At 69.8% G+C, this 21,858-nt stretch carries 14 protein-coding genes; 5 read left to right on the plus strand and 9 right to left on the minus strand.

What is annotated here, in order from left to right; translation table 11 throughout:
- Positions 1–193: 193 nt before the first annotated feature.
- The 3 genes from ACQYVW_RS15670 to ACQYVW_RS15680 form a co-directional block, all read right to left on the minus strand.
- The gene (locus ACQYVW_RS15670; protein ID WP_434947619.1) at positions 194–3,358 is read right to left on the minus strand and encodes a TonB-dependent receptor; all 3,165 of its coding nucleotides are present in this window, start codon (positions 3,356–3,358) and stop codon (positions 194–196) included.
- Between the two features lie 380 nt (positions 3,359–3,738).
- The gene (locus tag ACQYVW_RS15675; RefSeq protein WP_434947718.1) at positions 3,739–6,609 is read right to left on the minus strand and encodes a TonB-dependent receptor; all 2,871 of its coding nucleotides are present in this window, start codon (positions 6,607–6,609) and stop codon (positions 3,739–3,741) included.
- Positions 6,610–6,975: 366 nt separating this feature from the next.
- Entirely contained in the window at positions 6,976–7,929 is a 954-nt protein-coding gene (locus ACQYVW_RS15680; RefSeq protein ID WP_434932666.1) for a LysR substrate-binding domain-containing protein, read from the minus strand.
- Between the two features lie 166 nt (positions 7,930–8,095).
- Here ACQYVW_RS15680 and ACQYVW_RS15685 point away from each other — a divergent pair, with 166 nt between their 5' ends.
- The 5 genes from ACQYVW_RS15685 to ACQYVW_RS15705 are packed head-to-tail and all read left to right on the plus strand — an operon-like array spanning position 8,096 to position 13,415.
- On the plus strand, positions 8,096–8,719 hold the full coding sequence (locus tag ACQYVW_RS15685) for a 2-dehydro-3-deoxy-6-phosphogalactonate aldolase (protein ID WP_434947620.1): 624 nt from the start codon (positions 8,096–8,098) through the stop codon (positions 8,717–8,719).
- On the plus strand, positions 8,716–9,867 hold the full coding sequence (dgoD, locus tag ACQYVW_RS15690) for a galactonate dehydratase (RefSeq protein ID WP_434932668.1): 1,152 nt from the start codon (positions 8,716–8,718) through the stop codon (positions 9,865–9,867). The genes ACQYVW_RS15685 and dgoD overlap by 4 nt, the downstream gene beginning before the upstream one ends.
- Before the next feature lie 7 nt (positions 9,868–9,874).
- A complete protein-coding gene (locus ACQYVW_RS15695; protein WP_434947719.1) occupies positions 9,875–10,786 on the plus strand; it encodes an SMP-30/gluconolactonase/LRE family protein in 912 nt (303 codons plus the stop codon).
- Positions 10,783–11,685: a 2-dehydro-3-deoxygalactonokinase gene (locus ACQYVW_RS15700; protein ID WP_434932669.1), complete on the plus strand. Its 903-nt coding sequence runs from the start codon at positions 10,783–10,785 to the stop codon at positions 11,683–11,685. The genes ACQYVW_RS15695 and ACQYVW_RS15700 overlap by 4 nt, the downstream gene beginning before the upstream one ends.
- A gap of 26 nt (positions 11,686–11,711) precedes the next feature.
- Positions 11,712–13,415, plus strand: coding sequence for a glycoside hydrolase family 43 protein (locus tag ACQYVW_RS15705; protein WP_434947621.1), 1,704 nt, complete (start codon positions 11,712–11,714; stop codon positions 13,413–13,415).
- Positions 13,416–13,613: 198 nt separating this feature from the next.
- Here the strand turns inward: ACQYVW_RS15705 and ACQYVW_RS15710 are convergent, their stop codons facing one another.
- Genes ACQYVW_RS15710 through ACQYVW_RS15735 form a run of 6 tightly spaced genes read right to left on the minus strand, consistent with a single transcriptional unit; the run spans position 13,614 to position 21,626 of the window.
- A complete protein-coding gene (locus tag ACQYVW_RS15710; RefSeq protein ID WP_434932671.1) occupies positions 13,614–14,030 on the minus strand; it encodes an ACT domain-containing protein in 417 nt (138 codons plus the stop codon).
- A 38-nt stretch (positions 14,031–14,068) separates the two neighbouring features.
- On the minus strand, positions 14,069–15,751 hold the full coding sequence (locus ACQYVW_RS15715; RefSeq protein WP_434932672.1) for an electron transfer flavoprotein-ubiquinone oxidoreductase: 1,683 nt from the start codon (positions 15,749–15,751) through the stop codon (positions 14,069–14,071).
- 55 nt (positions 15,752–15,806) lie between these two features.
- Positions 15,807–17,282 (minus strand): NAD-dependent succinate-semialdehyde dehydrogenase, encoded by a 1,476-nt coding sequence (locus ACQYVW_RS15720; protein ID WP_434947622.1) that lies wholly within the window; start codon positions 17,280–17,282, stop codon positions 15,807–15,809.
- A 51-nt stretch (positions 17,283–17,333) separates the two neighbouring features.
- The gene (locus ACQYVW_RS15725; RefSeq protein ID WP_434947623.1) at positions 17,334–18,476 is read right to left on the minus strand and encodes an acyl-CoA dehydrogenase family protein; all 1,143 of its coding nucleotides are present in this window, start codon (positions 18,474–18,476) and stop codon (positions 17,334–17,336) included.
- A 31-nt stretch (positions 18,477–18,507) separates the two neighbouring features.
- Positions 18,508–20,625, minus strand: a complete 2,118-nt coding sequence (locus ACQYVW_RS15730; protein ID WP_434947624.1) for a 3-hydroxyacyl-CoA dehydrogenase NAD-binding domain-containing protein — start codon at positions 20,623–20,625, stop codon at positions 18,508–18,510.
- A 41-nt stretch (positions 20,626–20,666) separates the two neighbouring features.
- The gene (locus ACQYVW_RS15735; protein ID WP_434932676.1) at positions 20,667–21,626 is read right to left on the minus strand and encodes an acyl-CoA dehydrogenase family protein; all 960 of its coding nucleotides are present in this window, start codon (positions 21,624–21,626) and stop codon (positions 20,667–20,669) included.
- Between the last annotated feature and the right edge of the window lie 232 nt (positions 21,627–21,858).

A 21,858-nucleotide genomic window follows, 5' to 3' on the forward strand; every position in this document is an offset into this window, starting at 1 on the left:
CATCGCCCCCGGCATCGACCGTATTACCGTCCGGGACCGAGCATAGGTGGCGCAGCAATTCCGCACCAATGAAGAAATCGGCCCCGCGTATAGCGGGCGGGAATGCTGCGACGCGGAAGAATGCCGACGCCCGGTGACCTGCACCGGGCATCGGAGGTATCGCACGCTGCTGTCCGCGCGCGAATCGCGGGGCTTACCAGCTCGCGCGCAACACTGCCGAGTAGCGGCGGTCGTTCTCGAACCAGGCGCGGTTGTACAGCGTGTCGTCGACGAAACCGTCGCGTCGGTAGCCACGCGGCCCCATCAGCAGCTTGGTCGTGCTGTTGGTGATGTTGTTGACCTGCAGGCCCAGCTGGATGTTGTCGGTCAGGTTGTAGAAGAACGAGCCGTCGAGCTGGCCGTAGTCGTCGTTCCACACCGGCTGGCGCATGGCCGGCATCACATCGCTGCTGGTGAGCAGGTAACGCGAACGCCAGTTGTACGCCAGGCGGAAGGACACCGGGCCCCGCTCGAAGATGCCGATCACGTTGTAGCTGCGACGCGACAGTCCTTCCAGCGGAAGCTCGAGGGCGACCTCGGGGACGACCTGCGCACCCGTCGGGATCGCGATATCCACGTTGGTGCCGCCAGAGCTGTCCACGAAGGTGTAGTTCGCCTGCACGCCCAGGCCGGGCAGGAAGTCGAAGAACTGCGAATACCCCAGTTCGAAGCCCTTGATCTTGCCTTCGTCGAGGTTGCGCGTGCGGTTCATCTGGTACAGCCGCCCGTCGATGATCTCGGTGCCCAGCGAGGTCGCGAAGTAGTCCTTGACGTCCTTCTTGAAGACCGTGATGTACGCGCTGTTGGCCGGACCGAAGTACCACTCCAGCGCGGTATCGAACTGGTTGGCGCGCATCGGCTTGAGGTCGGGGTTGCCGCCGCTGCCGCTGTAGGCGAGATCGTCGAAACTGCACAGTTCCGTACGCAGGCCATCCTCGCGCGCCTGGGCGCACCCGGCCGCGTTGGCGCCGAGCGTGATCCAGTTCTGCATCAGACGGAACTCGGGCCGGGCGATCGCCTTGGATGCGGCGAAGCGCCACTGCAGGCCATGGTCGAATCGCACCCGCACGTTCAGGCTCGGCAGCACATCGGTGTAGGACGTGTTGACCTGGCTGGTGAACGCCTGGCCGTAGAACGCGTCGCGCACTTCCTGGGCCACGTCCTCGACATACGATCCGGTCATGTCGGGCAGCAGGCCACCACCCAGCGCCTTGACACTGGTCTTGACCACGCGCACGCCGACATTGCCATCGACCGGATTGCGCAGCTCGTCGTTGCCGAAGTACACCATGCCGTACGCGGCCTGGGTGCGCTCGCGCTGCTGGTTGATCGCATCGGGCGAGTATTCGATCGGGTTCCACTGCGCGCCGGGAATCGTCGCCAGCGTGTCGCGCACGCGCCCGATGTCCACGAAGCCGTCGCGCGCAGCCCAGAACTGGGTCGGGACGGCGGCGTCGCCACCGAAGAAGTCTTCCAGCGTATAGAGCGCCGACTCGGTGGGGTAGAACTGGTCGAGCCACGCCACCGGCGGACGGGTCGGATCGGGATTGGTGATCCGGTTCCAGTCGTCGCTGATCGGCTGCCAGTTATAGGTCGTGTAGAAGCTGGTGTATTCGCGATCGGCCACGCGCGCGCCGAAGCGCGCCATGCGCAACCAGCTGTGGTCGTCGAAGTTGTACTCGAAGTCCAGGCGCCCTGCGCGCTCGTGGCCTTCGTTGTCGGCCAGGTGGTCCATCGCCGAGCGCCAGAAGTAGCTGTCCTGCTGCAGCGCCCTGTCCGGATTGTCGAGCGTCACCGACGGGTACTTGCCGGTGAGGTCCAGGGTGATGCCCTCGAGCAGGGTCGAGGTATGGACGGAGAAGTCGACCTGGTCGCTCGTGGCCTTCACGTACTGGAAGTCGCCGCGCATCACGAAGTTGTCGCTGAAGTAGTGCCGGAAGCCGGTCGACCAGTCGGTGGTCTTGGAGGACTGCACGTTGTAGCGGTTGCCGACGGCGAACTGGATGCCCGGACCCTGGTACATGCCGTTGGAATCGTCGCCCGGCTGCCCGCGCCAGCCGCCCAGGCGGATGCTGCCGCGCAGGAAGCGGCCGTTCTCGTCGTACTCGAACCGGGTGCCCGGCATCGGGATCAGGCGGTTGGTGCGATCGGCCAGGCCATCGCCGCCATCGTAGGCGTTGCCGTAGTAGTCCGGGTCGCCGGTCCAGTTGTCGGTGTTGTTGGCCTCGCCCGCGCCGGCGTACTCCATGAAGTGCTCGCGCCAGGTCATGTCGTACTTGGACGTGATGAACTGGGTGTAGATCTCGGTGTCTTCGCTGGGACGCCACTGGAACGCAAACGCGCCGCCCTGGCGCTTGCGGTCGAAGTCGGTGCGACGCCAGTTGACGCCGCCCGGCACGAACACGTGGTCGCGATCGGTGCCTTCCAGCAGCAGGTCGCGCTGGCTGTCGGACGACACCCAGGCCTCCTGCTCCCAGTCGTAGACCCAGCCTTCGCCGTTCGGCAGGCCTTCGGGCTGCTCTGCCGGCGTGCGGCCGCGGCGCGAGTAAGGCTGGATCTGGATGCCGTCGGACTGGGTCGCCAATTCCGAATACGAGACGTTGGCCATGAAGCCCATCTCGCCCACGCCGGTGTCCCAGCGGTCGCTGAACAGGAACGACGCCGACGGGCGAGCGTCCTTGGCCTTGTCGCCGTAGTTGTAGTCGACGCTGCCGGCGATCTTGCGGCCAGGCTCGTCGAAGGGCATGCGGGTGCGCAGGTTGATGGTGCCGCCCAGGCCGCCTTCGATGATCTCGGCCGAAGGGTTCTTGTACACGTCCACGCCCGCCATCAGCTCGGCCGAGACTTCCTCGAAGCTGATGCCGCGGCCACCGTTGGCGGTGAACACGTCGCGACCGTTGAGCTCGCCACGCACGAAGGTCAGGCCGCGGATCATCACGCCGCTGCCTTCGGCCGAGAAGTGGTCGGTATCGTCGCGCGCGGCGAAGCCGGTGACGGTCAGGCCGCTGATGCGCTTGAGGGTCTCGGTGACGCTGCGGTCGGGCAGCGCGCCGATGTCTTCGGCGGTCACCGAGTCGACGATCTGGGAGGCCTCCTGCTTGATGTCCTGGGCGCGCATGACCGCGCCGCGGACGCCCTTCACCACCACTGCGTCGAGGTTGACCGCCTCGTTGGCGGAGGAAGGCGCGGGGTCCTGGGCATGCAAGGGTGCGGTGAGCAGGGTGGCCACGCCGAGGGCGAGGGCGCTACGGCGGAACTGACGCAGGACGGCTGCACCTGCCATCCGGCGTGCCGGACGGTGCTGGCTGGACATACGCATGGATTTCCCTCCCGAGGAACTTTGCGTCGATCAACTGGATTTGTGGGTGCACGGTGCCGCGGCGGCACGCTCGGTCACTCCGGACCGATACGCCCACCTGCGATGACATCTTCCCCGGCTGCCAATGCGGGCACCGTGCCGGCGCCGCTGCAGCAATCGAACCCCAGGCCGTCCGGCCGCGCTTCTGAACTGGCGATCTGCTGTCGCCAGCCGATGTTAGCGTTAACTTTTCGGCAGCGTCAACGTGCCAAGGCCCCACAGCACAGGGACCGGTTCTTGCAGTTGAAACGGTCGCGCCCCGGCCCAGGCCGGCGGCCGAATGCACTGCGACGGGCGACGGCGCGACCGGCCTCGGGAGGGCCGGCCGCGCCGCAGGTACTTCAGAACGTCAGTCGCAACGTGGCCGCATAGCGCCGGTCGTTGACATACCAGGACGTCACGCGCCGGCCGGCGCCGTTCTGGTCCATGATCGTGCGCTGCTCGGCGTTGTTGAGGTTGTTCATCTCAAGGCCCAGCTGCACGTTGTCGGAGACGCGATAGAAGATCGAGCCGTCGAGCTGACCGAAGCTGTCGCTGTACACCGGCAGCTTCCAGGCGATGTCGTTGTGGGTGCCGTTGTAGCCGTTGGGCCCGATCGAGAGCAGGTATTCGCTGCGCCAGTTGTAGGCCAGGCGCACCTGCCACGGCCCCTTCTCGTAGAACACCGCCGCGTTGTAGGCGTTCTTCGACAGGCCATCGGCAGGCAGGGTGCCGAAGGTCGAGCCGTCGGTATCCAGCGGCTGCGTGTCGAGGTTGTTGGGCACGTCGGTGCTGCTGTCGATGTAGGTGTAGTTGGCCGACATGCCCAGGCCGTCGAACGGCGCCGGCAGGAAGTCGAAGAACTGGTTCCAGCCGAGCTCGGCGCCCTGGATCTTCGCCGTGCCCACGTTCACCGGCCGGGTGATCAGGTATTCGTACGCGTTGCCGTCCGCGCCCGGATAGGCCACCAGTTCGGTCTGGCGACGGAAGTAGTCCTTGACGTCCTTGTAGAAGAAGTTGACCCAGGCCATGCCGCCGCGGTCGGGCGCGAAGTACCACTCCAGCGACAGGTCGAACTGGTTGGCCTTCATCGGCTCCAGATAGGGATTGTCGAAGGAGCTGCCGGTGAGGTCGAGCTGGTCGGGCGGCAGCGTGCCGCCGTCGTCGGGCGGGTCGATGCCGGGCCGGGTCGAGGCGCCGAGTTGCTGGTAGGCCTGCATGTCGCTGAAGTTGGGGCGCGCGATCGCCTTGGAGGCGGCGAAGCGCAGGACCAGGTTCTCGCGCGGCTCCCACTTCACGTTCACGCTCGGGAGCACGTCGGTGTAGGCGTTCTCGGCGGTGATCGGCTCGGCCTCGCCGGCGCCCAGATACGGCGCATAGGCGACGTTCGGATAGACCAGGTAACCGCTGGCGCTGTTTTCCGTGCGGATGACGCGCACGCCGAAGTTGCCGTCCAGCATCAGCTCGTCCATCGCGAAGTTGAGCATCGCGTAGCCGGCATAGGTCTTCTCGCGCTGCTCGTTGCCCCATTGCGGGTCGGCGATGTTGCGCGGCGTGTAGTCCGAGCAGCACAGGTAGTACGGCACGGCGGCGTCGTGGATGGCGCGGTAGCTGCCGGGGAAACCGAGCGCGGTGGCCAGGATCGGGGCGTAGAACGCGCCCGGCGTGTTGGCGTCGCCGCGATAGAAGTTCTCGAACGTGGTCAGGTTGACCAGGCTCGAGTTCACCTGGTCGTTGAGGTTCACGCCCGGCAGCGGCCCGGCGGGCAGCTTCCAGTCCTGCATCCACGGCTGGATCACCGCCTGCCAGTTGTAGCCGGTGTCGATGCTGTGCGCATCGCGGTCGGTCACGCGCACGCCGAACCGGACCGAATCGAAGACATTGCTGTCGAACCCGTGCTTGATGTCGGCGCGCCAGGCGATCTCCTCGGCCTCGTTGTCGTCCTGGTGGTCCATGGTGAACGCCCAGTAGTAGTTGTCGAGGTTGCCGGAGAACGACTCGTCGATGCCGATGACCGGGCGGCCGCCCCCGACGTCCACGTCGATGTAGGGCACGTTGAGCCCCAGGGTGACGGTGGAGTCGAGCGCGCGCGTGTCGGCCTTGATGTACTGCAGCTCGGTCGAGAATTCGGTGCGGTCGCCGATCACCCAGTTCAGGCCGGTGGAGAAGTCCTGCGTCTTGGACTGGCGGTGCGAGGCGCGGATGTCCGCACCCATCGGGATGTTGCCGTCCGAGCGCAACCGGCCGGACACGAAGACGTTGCCGTCGAACTCGTAGGGTTCGCTGGGATCGAGCCGCACCTGCAGCGGATCGTTGTCGAGGAAGATCGCGTCCTCGTGCCAGAGTTCGTCGTACTTGCTCTGGAACGCGGTGGCGAACAGCTCGACCCGGTCGTTGGGCTGCCACTGCAGGGCCACGTAGGCGCCCTGGCGCTCGCGTTCGTAATCCAGGGTGCGCCAGTCGGCACCGCGCGGCAGCCACAGCTGCTCATTGGTGCCGTCGCCGTCGAGGTCGGTATTGGCGTTGTTGAAGAACGGGCGCACGAACATGCCGTCGGTGCGGGTCGCCAGCTCCGAATGCGCCAGGTTGACCAGGATGCCGAAATCGCCGGCGCCGGTGTCCCAGCGGTTGCTGTAGAGCAGCGACCCCGAAGGCTTGACCTGGTCGGCGAAGTCGCCGCGGTTGGCGCTGAACGACGCGCTCAGCTTGTCCTCGTCGAAATCCAGCGGCATGAAGGTGCGCAGGTCGACGGTGCCGCCGAGGCCGCCCTCGATCATTTCGGCGGTCTGGTTCTTGTACACGTCCACGCCGGCCATCAGTTCGGACGGCACGTCCTGGAAGCTCAGCGCGCGGCCGCCGGAGGCGGAGAAGCTGTCGCGACCGTTGAGCTCGGAACGTACCTGGGTCAGGCCGCGCACCTGGACGCCACCGCCCTCGGCGGAGAAGTGCTCCGGATCGCCGACGGAGAGGAATCGGTCGATGGTGACGCCCGGGATGCGCGAGAGGGTTTCGGTGACGCTGCGGTCGGGCAGCGCGCCGATGTCGAGTGCGGTGACCGAATCGACGAAGGTGTCGGCCTCACGCTTGATGTCCTGGGCGCGGTAGACCGAGCCGCGGATGCCGGACACCACCACCGCGTCGAGGGTCGTGGCTTCGTCCTGCGGCCCGGCGGGGGGATCGGCCTGCTGCGCGTGCAGCGGCGTGGAGACCAGGGCGGCGACGGCCAGCGCCATGGCGCTGCGACGGAGGGTACGGATGGCGTGGCGTCCCGCGGGCCGGCATGCGCGGCGGCGGTGGTCGAGCGTTGACATGGTGTTCCCCTCCCAAGGGCACATGACAAGCGGATCCGGATTTTTCTTGTTCACGGCGCTGTGGCCGTGCTTGCGCGACGGCCGCCCCCTTGCTGACAACGGAGGACAACCGGCGCGCTGGGAGCATGGAACGCCCAGCCATGCGCTACCAATGAATTTTTAGGCTTGAGCTAGGTGGATCAGGAATACCTGCAGACGCCCCGGGCCGCGCAGGCCGGCCTGCCGCCAGGGCACCGGCCCGGGCCAGGACGAGGGAAGTGCGGATCGCCGCGTCGGCGCCCGCTGCCGTCAGGCCAGCGGCGGATAGATGCGCCGCGCGGTGGCGCGCAGCGTGTCGAGCATGTGGACCACGCCGGGCGCGGGCGCCTTGTCGCGGCGCCGGATGATGCCGAAGTACTCCATGCGTACGTCGAGTTCGATCGGCAGCACCCGCATCTGCGCGGTCTGCAGGTAGGGTGCGACGCACTCGGGCGGCAGCGCGGCCAGCAGGTCGCTGTGGCGCAGCAGGTGGATGATCACCGGCAGCGAGGCGGTCTCGACCAGGTTCTGCGGCGAGCGCAGGCCGTGCTGGTGGAACACCGCGTCAAGGCGCGCGCGCAGCACGCTGGCGGCGGGCGGCATGATCCAGCCCTGGTCGTGCAGATCGGCGATGTCCAGCGTCTCGCGCGCGGCCAGGGGATGTCCGGCGCGCACGATCACCGCGTGCGGCTCGTCGGCCAGCGGTTCGAACTCCAGTTCGGCCGCACCCTCGGGCACCATGATGCGGCCGATCACGATGTCCAGCTGGCCGTCCAGCAGGCGCGCCACCAGCGGCCGGCTGTAGTCCATCTCCACTTCGACCAGGATGCCGGGGTAGTCGCGCTTCATCGCGGCCACCGCCTGCGGCACGAGGGTGGTGCCCGGGTTGACCACCGTGCCGATCGCGACCTTGCCCAGGCGCCCCTCGCGCAGCGCGGCGATCTCCTCGCCGCCGCGCTCGATCTCGGCCAGCGCCGAGCGCGCGCGCCGCACCATCGCCAGACCGAACGCGGTCGGCTCCACGCCGCGGGCATGGCGTTCGAACAGCGGCACGCCGAGCAGGGATTCCATTTCGGCCAGGAGTTTGGAGGCGGCCGGCTGGGTCATGTTGGCGGCCTCTGCGGCGCGCAGCACCGAGCCTTGGTCGTGGAGGTGCAGCAGCAGCGCCAGATGGCGCGTCTTCAGGCGCGTCACGCCCGACCAGCCCGGTGCAGCCTGCGCCATGCCCCGATCTCCCTGGATGCTATTCGACGGGGGAATAGCGTACGCCGAATATTTCATTTGTCGTACATACCCCGCCACGCGAGCCTATGCCCGCCGAGACTGTCGGCGCGGGCGGCAGCCGCGCGCCTGCCGCCGGATCCCGCCACCGGAGCCCCGCCCCGTCGCCATGGACGACCCGCACCCGCCCTTCCACCCGCCGCTGGTCGCGATCCTGCGCGGCGTCACCCCGGCCGACGTGGCCGCGCACATCGACGCGCTGCTGGAGGCAGGATTCGGCGCGATCGAGATCCCGACCAACTCCCCCGGGTGGGCGCACAGCGTGGCCATTGCGGTCGCCGCCTGCGGCGAGCGCGCCGAGGTGGGCGCCGGAACCGTGCTGGAGCCGGCGCATCTGGATGCCCTGCAGGCCGCGGGCGGCCGACTGGTGGTGACGCCCAACGTGCGTCCGGCGCTGATCCGGCAGGCGCGCGAACGGGGGTTCACCATCGCCGCCGGCTGCGCCACGGCCAGCGAGGCCTTCGACGCGCTCGAGGCCGGCGCCCACATCCTCAAGCTGTTCCCTGCCTCGGTGTACGGACCGCCGCTGGTGCGCGCCCTGCGCAGCGTGCTGCCGCCGGTGCCGCTGCTGGCGGTGGGCGGCATCACCCCCGGCAACCTCGGCGAGTACCTGTCGGCCGGCTGCAACGGCGCGGCGATCGGCGGCGAGCTGTATCGCCCGGGCCAGGCCCCGGCGCAGACCCTGGCGAACGCGCGCGCCTTCCTCGATGCCTGGCGGGAGCACGCGGCATGAAGATCACCCGCCTGAGCACCTGGCACGCGCCGCCGCGCTGGCTGTTCCTGAAGATCGAGACCGACGAGGGCATCAGCGGCTGGGGCGAGCCGGTGATCGAGGGCCGCGCGGCCACCGTGGAGGCGGCCGTGCACGAACTGGGCGAGCTGCTGGTTGGCCGCGACCCCGCGCACATCAACGACCTGTGGCAGCTGATGTATCGCGGCGGCTTCTACCGCGGCGGCGCGATCCTGATGAGCGCGATCGCCGGCATCGACCAGGCGCTGTGGGACATCAAGGGCAAGGCCCTGGGCGTGCCGGTGTACCAACTGCTCGGCGGCCTGGTGCGCGAACGGATGAAAACCTACCGCTGGGTCGGCGGCGACCGGCCGGCCGATATCGTCGCGCAGATGCAGGCGCATCGCGCGCTCGGCTTCGACACCTTCAAGTTCAACGGCACCGAGGAGCTCAAGCTGATCGACAGCCCGCGTGCGATCGACGCGGCGGTGGCCAAGGTCGCCGCGGTGCGCGAGGCGGTGGGCGATACGGTGGATTTCGGCATCGACTTCCATGGGCGGGTGAGCACCCCGATGGCGCGGGTGCTGCTGCGCGAGCTGGCGCCGTTCAAGCCGCTGTTCGTCGAAGAGCCGGTGCTGCCCGAGCAGTGGGAGTACTACCGGCCGCTGTCGGACGCGACCTCGATCCCGCTGGCCGCGGGCGAGCGCATGTACTCGCGCGCCGAGTTCAAGCCGGTGCTGGCGGCCGGTGGCCTGGCGCTGCTGCAGCCGGACCTCTCGCATGCCGGCGGCATCACCGAATGCATCAAGATCGCGGCCATGGCCGAGGCCCATGATGTCGGCCTGGCGCCGCACTGCCCGCTCGGGCCGGTGGCGCTGGCGGCCTGCCTGCAGGTGGACTTCGTGAGCTGGAATGCGATGCTGCAGGAGCAAAGCATCGGCATCCACTACAACCAGGGGGCGGATCTGCTCGACTACGTGCTCAACAAGGACGATTTCCGCTGCGACGCCGACGGCTGCATCGCCGCGCTGCCCGGCCCCGGCCTGGGCGTGGAGATCGACGAGGAACTGCTGGCGCGCGTGAGCCGCGAGCCGCCGCAGTGGCGCAATCCCGTCTGGCGCCATGCCGACGGCAGCATGGCCGAGTGGTGACGTCATGATGTCTCCGAGAGCCGACACCACCGCGACCCTGGCCGTCGACAGCCGCTGCCAGCTGGGCGAAGGCATCGTCTGGGACGCGCGCACGCAGCGCCTGTACTGGACCGACATCCTTTCTTCGCGGCTGTGGATGCACGCGCCGGCCAGCGGCCAGACCCATCGCTGGGACCTGCCCGAGCCGCTCGGCTGCCTGGCGCTGTGCGAGGACGGGCGCCTGCTGCTGGCGCTGGCCAAGTCGATCCGGATCGCGGCCGCGCCGGTGCCCGGTGCGCCACTGGCGCTCGACACGCTGTGCGAACTGGAGCCTGAACTCGGCGCTTCCACGCGCAGCAACGACGGCCGCTGCGATCGCCACGGCAACTTCGTGTTCGGCACCAAGGACGAAACCGGGGCCGACCCGCCGCTGGGGCGTTTCTACCAGTTCTCCGCCGCGCACGGGCTGCGGCCACTGCCCTTGCCGGCGGCGGCGATCCCCAATTCGATCTGCTTCTCGCCCGATGGCGGCACGTTGTACTTCTGCGATTCGGTCGACCCGCGGATCCTGCGCTGCGACTACGATCCGGATGCGGCCACCGTGTCCACGCCGACGCTGTTCGCGCAGGTCGAAGGCGGCGGCGCACCCGATGGTTCCACCGTCGATGCGCAGGGCCACCTGTGGAACGCGCAGTGGGGCGGTGGCCGCGCGGTGCGCTATGCGCCCGATGGCCGCATCGACCGCGTCGTCGCCATCCCCGCTGGCATGCCGTCCTGTTGCGCCATCGGCGGCGAGGGCCTAGACACGCTGTACGTGACCAGCGCGCGCGAGGACATGGATGCCGATGCGCTGGCGGCGGCGCCCACGGCCGGCGGTGTGTTCGCGCTGGCGCTCGGCGTGTCGCTGGGCCTGCAGGAAGCGCGGTTCCGCGGCACATGATCGCGGTCGACTGGGGCAGCACCCACCTGCGCATGTACCGGTTCGGGCCGGACGGGACGCTGCACAAGCGCCTGCGCAGCGGCCAGGGCACGCTCGCCAGTCGCGGCCGCTTCGGGGAGGTGCTCCGGCACGAGCTCGACGGCTGGGACGATGGCCCGGTGTTGCTGTGCGGCATGGTCGGCGCGCGCGGCGGCTGGCACGAGATGCCCTACCTCGACTGTCCCGCCGGCAACGACGAGCTGGCCGCGGGCATGCAGCGCGTGCGGCCGGCCGATTTCTCCGGGCGCGAACTGTGGTTCGTGCCGGGCCTGCGCGATGCCGGCGCCGACGCGGTGCCCGACGTGATGCGCGGCGAGGAAACCCAGCTCGCCGCCCTGCTCGACACGCTGCCGGGCGGCGCGCACCACGTCTGCCTGCCCGGCACGCACAGCAAATGGGTGAGCGTGCGCGAGCGACGCGTGCAGCGCATCCGCACCTTCATGACCGGCGAGCTGTATTCGGTGCTGCGCGGCCACAGCATCCTCGGCGCACTGATGGACGCGGACGACAGCCGCTTCGATGCCGACGCCTTCGATGCCGGGCTGCGCCGCAGCGGCGACCCCGGCGGCCTGACCCACCACATGTTCGGCGTGCGCACCACCGGCCTGTCGGGGCAGTTCCGTGGCGAGGCCCTGCCCTCCTACCTGTCGGGGCTGCTGATCGGCCATGAACTGCACGGCGGCCTGGCCGGGAACGGTGCCCGGCCGGCCCTGGTCCATCTGGTCGGCAGCGAGCGCCTGCTCAACGCCTATGCCCGGGCGCTGGTCGCGTTCGGAATCGGCGTCCAGCGCCATCCCGAAGACCTGGCCGCGCATGGACTGCACGCGCTGTGGAACCGGCGCATGGCGGCCGCAGCCTGATTCACAACCCGCCCGAGGAATACGCGATGCGCGCGCACCCAAGGCATCGATGGACCTTGCTGCTGGCCGGCCTGCTCGGCGCGGGCGCCTGCGCGGGCGAGGCCCGCTTCATCGCGGTCGACTATCGCGGCGACGATGGCGGGCCTGCGCCGACGGCGACGCAGTTCCGCAATCCCGTCGTGGCAGGCTTTTACCCCGATCCGTCCGCGATCCGCGTCGGCGACGACTTCTACCTCGTCGCCTCGAGCTTCGGCTACTACCCCGGCCTGCCGCTGTTCCACAGCACCGACCTGGTGTCGTGGCGGCAGATCGGCAACGCGATCGACCGCCCGCAGCAGATGCCGTACGGCGATGGCGAGGAGCTCACGCGCGGCCTGTTCGCGGCCACGCTCAGCCACGACGGGCGGCGCTTCTACATCGCCAACACCTGTTTCTACTGCCCCGGCCGCGGCATGGGCAACTACGTCGTCACCGCCGACGATCCGGCCGGGCCGTGGTCGGACCTCGCCTGGCTCGACATCGATGGCATCGATCCCTCGCTGTTCTTCGACCGCGACGGCCGCGCCTGGCTGGTCAACAACGACGTGCCCGAAGGGCCGATGCGTTACGACGGGCACCGCGCGATCTGGATCCAGCAGTTCGATGCCGCCACGCTCACGCTGACCGGCCCACGCATCCAGCTGGTGGATGCCGGCGTAGATCCGGCCAGCAATCCCGAGCATGTCGAAGGCCCGCATGTGTTCCGCCGCGGCGACTGGTACTACCTCACCGCGGCCGAGGGCGGCACCGGCGAGCAGCACGCGCAGATGATCTGGCGCAGCCGCAGCGTCACCGGCCCCTATGAGGCGTGGGACGGCAACCCGACCCTGACCCAGCGCGACCTCGATCCGGCGCGCGCAGGCCCGGTCACCTCCACCGGCCATGCGCAGTTCGTCGAACTGGCCGACGGCAGCTGGTGGGCGGTGTTCCTGGCCACGCGCCCCTACCGAGGCAACCAGTACAACCTCGGCCGCGAGACCTTCCTGCTGCCGGTAGAGTGGCGCGACAATTGGCCGGTGATCCTGCGGCGCGGCGAGCGCGTGCCGATGGTGGTCGAACGACCCGTGCTGCCGCGCGGCGAACAGCCGCTGCCGACCAGCGGGCCGATGGTCTGGACCGAGAGCTTCCGCACCGACGTGTTGCCGCATGCGTGGGTGCTGCTCGATCCGCCGGCATCCCCATGGTTCTCCACCGGCACCGATGGTCTGCGGATCACGCCTTCGGCCACGCCGCTGGGCGGACACGGTGTCGGTGATGGCCAGCCCGCTTTCGTCGGCCATCGCCTGCAGCACCATCGCGCCAGCTTCGCCGCCACCCTCGATGCGAGCGCGCTCGATGCGGGCGAGCTGGCCGGACTGGCGCTGCTGCAGAACGAGCGCCATCACTACGTGGCCGCGATCGAGCGCCACGGCGACGAGGCATCGCTGGTACTGCTGCGGCGCGCAGGCGAGGATGATCCACCGCACGGGCGCGAGCTGGTGCGCATCGCGCTCGCGTCGCTGCCCGCGCAGCTCTCGCTGCGCATGCGCCTGGACGGCCCGCGCCTGGACGTCGACTACGCGCTGGCGCCCGAGGCCTGGCAGCCGCTGGCCGGACAGCTCGATGCCAGTCTGCTCAGCGTCGAGACCGCCGGCGGATTCATCGGCAACACCTTCGGCCCCTATGCGGTAAAGCGAGACGGCGCGCCGTAGGGATCTGTTCAAGGGGATGGCGGCCGGCGCCGTGGCCGCGCCGCTGGCCAGCCTCGCGTCGCCACCAGATCCCTGCCTCGCGACCGTTCCGCGCTGGGCCAAGGGCGCGCATCGCCGCGACCGATCATCGGCCTGCCCTCCGGGCAGGTCGTTCCTCGCCCGACCATCGGCCGCGTACCCGTTCCCGCCTCCGCTGCGCTACCGGCACTGCGATCGGGCTGATGTGCGCGACAGCGCTTGCAGGGTTTCCATTGCCGTCTGCGCCTGCCCGACTGGAACGAACAGATGATCGTGGCGGACACCAGCCACCATGTTGCAGCTGATTCCGGCCCGTGCGAGCGCCTGCGAAACCGCAGCGGTCAGGCCGACGGCGGCCAGATCCGAGTGGACGGTCAGGGTGATCCAGGCGGCGGTGAATGCGACGGGCCAGCCCCGGGCCAGGGCCAGTTGTTCCGGAACGATGAGCGACAACCCCTCGCGTTCGCGGATCGACGCCACGACCAAGGCCGGGTCGACCGTGGATCCGGCCGGCAGCGTCACGAACGCGTAGCGGCCGGCGTCGAGCTCCGGCCGCAGCTGGACCAGCAGTTCTTCCAGTACCGAGACCGTCTCCATTCTCCCTCCGACGGGGCTGCAGGCAGGCGGCTGCCGCGCTACATCCCGGCGTAGTTCGGCCCGCCGCCGCCCTGCGGCGCCACCCAGACGATGTTCTGGGTCGGGTCCTTGATGTCGCAGGTCTTGCAGTGCACGCAGTTGGCGAAGTTGATCTGCAGGCGCGCCGCGTCGCCTTCGCCCACGAACTCGTACACCGCGGCCGGGCAGTAGCGCGCCTCCGGCCCGGCATATTCCTTCAGGTTCACCTCGACCGGGATCGAGGCGTCCTTCAGCGTCAGGTGGCTGGGCTGGTTCTCGTCGTGGATCGTGCTCGACAGGAACACCGAGCTCAGCCGGTCGAAGCTCAGCACGCCATCGGGTTTCGGATACGGGATGCGCGCATGCTGCGCGGCCGGCTCCAGGCAGGCGTGGTCGGGCTTGTTCCGATGGATCGTCCAGGGTGGATTGCGGATGCCGAGCTTCGGCAGCAGCCACTGCTCGATGCCGGTCATCAGCGTGGCCAGCGTGCGCCCCTTCTTGAACCACTGCTTGAAGTTCTTCGACTGGCGCAGCTCGCCGTAGAGCCAGCTGGCCTCGAAGGCCTGCGGATAGGCGGTTAGCTCGTCCTGCGCGCGGCCCTCGCCGATCGCCGCGAACGCGGCCTCGGCGGCGAGCATGCCGGTCTTGATCGCGGCGTGGCTGCCCTTGATCCGGCTGGCGTTGAGGAAGCCCGCCTCGCAGCCGACCATCGCGCCGCCCGGGAACACGAGTTTGGGCAGCGACAGCAGGCCGCCGGCGGTGATCGCGCGCGCGCCGTAGCCGATGCGCTTGCCGCCTTCCAGGTGCTTGCGGATCGCCGGATGGGTCTTCCAGCGCTGGAACTCCTCGAACGGGCTCAGGTACGGGTTGGCATAGTCCAGCCCGACCACGAAGCCGACCGCGATCTTTCCGTCTTCCGCGTGGTACAGGAACGAGCCGCCGTAGGTGTCGCCGTCCAGCGGCCAGCCGGCCGTGTGCACTACCAGCCCCGGCTGGTGCTTGCCCGGATCGGCCTGCCACAGCTCCTTGATGCCGATGCCGTAGCTCTGCGGGTCGCGGCCCTCGTCGAGCTTGAACTTCGCAATCAGCTGGCGGCCGAGGTGGCCGCGTGAGCCTTCGGCGAAGATCGTGTACTTCGCGTGCAGCTCCATGCCGAGCTGGAACTCGGCCGTGGGCTGGCCGTCCTTGCCCAGGCCCATGTTGCCGGTGGCTACGCCGCGCACCGCGCCGGCCGCGTCGTACAACACTTCATCGGCGGCGAAGCCAGGGAAGATCTCCACGCCCAGCGCTTCGGCCTGCGCGCCGAGCCAGCGCGTCACCGCGCCGAGCGAGACGATGTAGTTGCCGTGGTTGTTGAAGCAGTCGGGCAGGAAGAAGGCCGGTGTGGCCTTGGCCTTGTCCTCGTCCAGGAACAGGAACTCGTCGCGCGAGACCGCCTGCTTCAGCGGCGCGCCGCGCGCCTCCCAGTCGGGGAACAGCTCGGCCAGCGCGCGCGGATCCATGATCGCGCCCGAGAGGATGTGGGCACCTGGTTCGGATCCCTTCTCGAGCACGCAGACCGACACCTCGCGCCCGGCGTCGGCGGCCAGCTGCTTGAGGCGGATGGCAGTGGCCAGGCCGGCAGGACCGGCGCCCACGACCACCACGTCGTATTCCATCGACTCGCGCGGGCCGTACTGTTCCAGCAATTCCTGAGGCGTCATGTCGATCCGGGTCCGTGCCGTCGGGTGGGGACGTTGTGCCGCATTTTAGGCCAAGTCAGCCATCGAGGCCGCCCATGCACAGGTACTTGAGTTCGAGGTAGTCGTCGATGCCGTGACGGGAACCTTCACGCCCCAGCCCCGAGGCCTTGATGCCGCCGAACGGCGCCACCTCGGTCGAGATCAGCCCCTCGTTGATGCCGACGATGCCGTACTCCAGGCGGTCGGCCACCCGCATCACGCGGCCGATGTCGCGGCTGTAGAAGTACGAGGCCAGGCCGAAGGGCGTGTCGTTGGCCAGCGCGATCGCCTCGCCCTCGTCGCGGAAACGGAACAGCGGCGCCACCGGGCCGAAGGTCTCCTCGGCGAAGATCTTCGCTTCGCGCGGCACCTCGCCCAGCACCGTCGGCTGGAAGAAATTCCCGCCCAGCGCGTGCGCGTCGCCACCGGCAAGCACGCGCGCGCCGCGCGCGACGGCGTCCTCGATGTGCTCGCGCGTCTTGGCCACGGCATTGCCGTCGATCAGCGGCCCGATCGTCACCCCCGCCTGCGTGCCATCGCCGACCACCAGCGCCGACACTGCTGCCACCAGCCGCTCGGCGAAGGCGTCGTAGACGCGCTCATGCACCAGGAAACGGTTGGTGCACACGCAGGTCTGTCCCGCATTGCGGAACTTGGAGGCCACCGCGCCCTGCACCGCGGCGTCGAGGTCGGCGTCCTCGAACACGATGAAGGGCGCGTTCCCGCCCAGCTCCATGCTGGTCTTCTTGATGTCCGGCGCGCACTGCGCCAGCAGCTGCGCACCGACCTCGGTGCTGCCGGTGAACGAGAGCTTGCGCACGACCGGACTGGAGGTCATCTCCGCGCCGATCGCGCTCCCCGGACCGGTGATCACGTTGCACACGCCCGGCGGCAGGCCCGCTTCCTCGGCCAGCGCGGCCAGCGCGAGCGCGGAGAACGGCGTCTGGCTGGCGGGGCGGATCACGCCGGTGCAGCCCGCGGCCCAGCCCGCGCCGGCCTTGCGGGTGATCATCGCGGCGGGGAAGTTCCACGGGGTGACCGCGGCGAACACGCCGACCGGCTCGCGCAGCACGATCAGCCGGCGGCCCGGCAGCGGCGCCGGGATGGTTTCGCCGTAGACGCGCTTGCCTTCCTCGGCGAACCATTCGATGAAGCTGGCCGCGTAGGCGATTTCGCCGCGTGCCTCGGCCAGCGGCTTGCCCTGCTCGGCGGTCATGATCCGCGCCAGGTCCTCCTGGTGCGCCTGCATCAGCTCGTACAGCCGGCGCAGGACGGCGGCACGCTGCTTCGCGGTCTGCGCGCGCCAGGCCGGCAGCGCGCGCCGCGCCGCATCGATCGCGCGCGCGGCGTCCTCCCGCCCCAATGACGGCACCCGGCCCAGGACGGCGCCAGTGGCCGGGTTGGACACCTCGATGGCCGCGCCGTCGACCGCTTCCCAGCGGCCGTCGATGTAGTTCGCCTCGCGCAACAGCGAGGGCTCGCGCAGGGTGGAGAGGAATGCCGGGTCAGCCATGGATCACCTTGTCTGGGCGGGTGGAGGCGCGCGATCGCGCCTGCATCGACGTCACGCCACCAGCTCCTCAAGCTGGCGCGCGATCACCATGCGCTGCACGTCGCTGGTCCCCTCGTAGATCTGGCACACGCGCACGTCGCGATAGATGCGCTCGACCGGGAACTCGGTGACGTAGCCATAGCCGCCGTGCACCTGCAGCGCGTCCGAACACACCTTCTCGGCCATTTCCGAGGAGAACAGCTTGGCCATCGAGGCCTCGCGCAGGCAGGGCCTGCCCGCATCGCGCAGCGCCGCCGCGTGCAGCACCATCTGCCGCGCGACCTCGATGCGCGTGGCCATGTTGGCCAGGCGGAAGGCGATGGCCTGGTGCTCGATGATCGGCTTGCCGAAGCTCTGGCGCTCGCGCGCGAACGCATGCGCGGCGGCCAGCGCGGCGCGCGCCATGCCCACCGACTGCGCAGCAATGCCGATGCGGCCACCCTCGAGGTTGGACAGCGCGATGCGATAGCCCTGCCCGGGCTCGCCCAGCAGCTGGTCGTCGGCGACGAAACAATCATCGAGCTGGATCTGGGCGGTGTCGGAGGCCGACTGGCCCATCTTGTCCTCGATCCGCGCCACCGCGTAGCCGGGGCTGTCGGTGGGCACGATGAAGGCGCTGATGCCCTTCTTGCCGGCCGCCGGATCGGTGACCGCGAACACGATCGCCACGCCGGCATGGCGGCCGGAGGTGATGAACTGCTTGGTGCCGTCCAGGCGCCAGCCGCCATCGACGCGCCTGGCGCGGCAGCGCAGCGCGGATGCGTCCGACCCGGCCTGCGGCTCGGTCAGGCAGAAAGCGGCCAGCATCTCGCCGCGTGCCATCGGGCGCAGGAAGCGCTGCTTCTGCGCGTCGCTGCCGTACTTGAGCACGGGCATGCAGCCGACCGAATTGTGCACGCTCATGATGGTGCTGATCGCGCCGTCCCCGGCCGCGATCTCCTCGATCGCGAGCGCGTACGAGACGTGGTCGACCCCGGCGCCGTCCCATTCGGCCGGCACCAGCATGCCCAGCAGGCCCAGGCCACCCATCTGCTGCAGCGCATCGGCCGGAAACCGGTGCTCGCGCGCCCAGTGCGCGGCGTGCGGCACGATCTCCTGGCGCGCGAACTCGCGGGCCAGGCCGCGGATCATCTCCTGCTCTTCGCTCAACAGCATCGCGCTCTCCTCGGACAGGGCCAGGCCGCGCTCACGGGCGGAACCGGAAGCCGGAGCCGGCGGCCTGCAGCAGCCGGGCCGGCGGCGTGAAGCGCGCGCCGAGCGTCTGCGCCAATTGCTCGAGCCGCGCCACGAAGCGCTGGCTCCCGATCGCATCAATCTCGGCCGCCGGGCCACCGAGATGGGCCGGGAAGGCCCAGCCCAGATGCGCACCCAGGTCGATCTCGTCGGCGTGCGCGATCACGTCCTCGGCCCAGCAGCGCGCCGCCTCGAGCAGCTGTACGTACAGCAGGCGTTCGCGCAGCTGCGCATCGTCGGGCTGCGGTTGCGTTGCGTCCGGTGCCACGAGGCCCGCCAGGGTGGTGGCGTCCAGGTGCTTGGGCGCGCCTTCGGGATAGGCGTAGAAGCCCGCCCCGCTCTTCCTGCCGCGCCGACCCTGCGCGACGAGCGCGTCGATGATGCCGTTGACCGGCCGATGACGGTCCTCGCCCACCGGACCGGGTTCGCGCGCGCGGAAGAAGTGCGCGATGTGCTGGATGACGTCGATGCCCACTTCGTCGGCGAGCGCCAGCGGCCCCACCGGCATGCCGAGCTCGACGCCGGCGCGCTCGATCCGCGCGGGCTCCACGCCATCGGCCAGCATGCGGATGCCTTCGCGGTAATAGGCGTCCACGCAGCGCGTCGTGTAGAAACCGTAGCCGTCGTTGACCACGATCGGCGTCTTGCGGATCTGCCGCACGTAATCGAGCGCGCGCGCCAGGGTCTGCTCCGAGGTGTGCTTGCCGACGATGACCTCGACCAGGGCCATCCGCGGCACCGGCGAGAAGAAGTGCAGGCCGATGAAGTTCTGCGGCCGCACGCTGGCGCGCGCCAGTTCGTCGATCGGCAGGGCCGAGGTGTTGGTGGCGAAGATGCCGTCCCCGCCGAGCACGGCCTCGGTGCGGCCGATCACGTCGGCCTTGATCGCCTCGTCCTCGGCCACCGCCTCGATCACCAGGTCGCAGCCGGCCAGCGCATCGATGTCCTGACCCGCTTCGATCCGCGCCAGCGCCGCATCGCGCGCCGCCGCCGCGAGCCGGCCCTTGTCCACGTCGGCCTGCCAGGCGCGCGCGATCGCCTCGCGGCTGCCGGCCGCGATCTCGGCGCTGCGGTCGACCAGGACCACGTCGATCCCGGCCAGCGCCGAGACCTGGGCGATGCCCGCGCCCATGAAGCCGGCGCCGAGTACGCCGAGGCGTCGCACGCGGCTCGGCGCGATGCCGGCGGGGCGGCGCGAAAGCTTGTCGGCCGCCTGCTTCGCGAAGAAGCCGGTGCGCAGCATGTTGCGCGAGACCGCCCCGCGCAACAGCGGCATGAACGCGTCCAGTTCCACCGCCAGGCCTTCGTCCAGAGGCAACGCAAGCCCGCGCTCGACCGCATCGAGGATCGCCAGCGGTGCCGGCTGGTGTCCGCGCGTGCGCGCCAGCACCCGTTCGCGCTGATGCGCCAGCGCCTGCAGCGCGTCGGCATCGAGCGCTGCATGTGGGCGGCCCTGCATCACCCGGCCGTCATCGATCGCCGCGCGCGCCGCCGCGACCAGGTCCGCAGCCGGGACCACCGCGTCGAGTACGCCCAGGCGGCGCATGGCGGCCACATCCATCGGCTTGCCTTCGAGCAGCAGCGGCAGGCTGCCGGCGACGCCGATCAGCCGCGGCAGGCGCTGGGTGCCACCGGCGCCGGGGAGCAGGCCAAGGCCGACTTCCGGCAGACCGTAGCGCGCCGCTGCATCCTCGCTGGCGATGCGATGGTGGGTGGCCAGCAGCAGCTCCAGGCCGCCACCCAGGGCAGTGCCCGGTGTCGCGCCCACCACCGGCTTGTGGGCGAGTTCGATCCGGCGCAGCAGGGCGCCGATCGCGGCGATCGCCGCCCGCGCGTCCGGCTCGGCCACCTCGGGCGATGCGAGTGTCGCGATCTCGGCCAGGTCGGCACCGGCGACGAAGCTGGGCTTGGCGCTGGTGATGACGATGCCGCGCACCTGCGGGTCGTCCAGCGCCCGGGAGAATTCGGCCTCCAGTGCGGCCAGCAGCCCGGCGTTGAGCACGTTCATGCTGCGCCCGGGCATGTCGATGGACAGCACGGCGATGCCGCCGGCCTGTGTGGTGTTGATCATGTCGATGTCTGTCGCGGGGGGAGAGGACGTACGGCGCGCGCCTATGCGGCCCTGGCGCCTGCGATGCGCGCCAGCGTCGGCTCGCGGCCGCCCGCGGTGGCGAGCAGCAGGCGCGCGCGCTTGAGCAACAGGTGCGGCAGCGCTTCCTCGCTGAAGCCGATGCCGCCATGCACCTGGATGTTGGTGGAGGCGTTGTCCAGCGCGGCGTCGGCTGCCACCAGCAGCGCGCAGTCGACCTGGAATCCCGCATCCGGGCGCGCCTGGTCGACCGCCACCGAGGCAAAGCCGACCTGGTCGCGGGCGTTGCGTGCGGCGATGGCCATGTTGGCGCAGTGGTGCTTGATCGCCTGGAAGCTGCCGATCGGCCGCCCGAACTGGCGTCGCTCGCCGGCATAGGCCACCGCCTGCTCGAGCGCCAGCGCGGCGATTCCGGCCAGCGCCGCGGCATCGTTGAGCCGCAGCCGGGTCAGGCCCGCGGCGTCGAGCCTCGCGACTTCGTTGCCGGGCGCCTGGCTTGCCAGGAGATCGGCATGCCACAGCTCGGTATCGATCGCGTCGCGCAGCGCCGGCAGTTCGTGGACGCTAGCTGTGTCTTCGCCGCGCAGCAGGAGCAGACTCGCATGCGCGTCATGCACCAGGGTCACGCCTGCCTTGCGCCACCATCCTGCGGCGACGCGCACATCGACAAGCGGCGCACTGCCGGCGCGGGGGCGCGCATGCGCCGCGCCGATCGTCGCCAGCACCGAAGGCGACACCAGCCCGCGGCCGAGTTCCATCGCGATCAGCGCCTCTTCCGCAGCGCCCAGGCCGGCGCCGCCTGCGGCTTCCTCGCGACCGATGCCGAACAGGCCGATGCCCTCGAGTTCGGCCCACAGCGCAGCGTCCTCGCAGTGGCGGGCATGCACGCTCTCCAGCGGCAGCAGCCCGTGCAGCGAGTCGGCGAACATCTCGGCCACTGCGCGCTGCTCGAGACAGGGGTGGTAGCGGAGTCCTGGACTCATGCGTCTTCCGGATGACGAGGCTTGAGCCGCATCTTGCGGCCCGGTGGTGGTGGCGCAATGCGGCGACAGCCGAATGACGCACTGCGCAAAGATTGCGTCGCCGCTGGTCAAAGCCACGCGCGGCGTGCCGGGCGCTCCGGGCACCGCACACGCTGGCGCACGGCGCAAACATTGCGTCGCCCGGCATCAATCCCGCGCCTGCGGCGATCCGGGATGCTAGTCCGCACAGGGC

This window comes from Luteimonas campi (assembly GCF_051162505.1).
Taxonomy (GTDB): Bacteria; Pseudomonadota; Gammaproteobacteria; order Xanthomonadales; family Xanthomonadaceae; genus Luteimonas.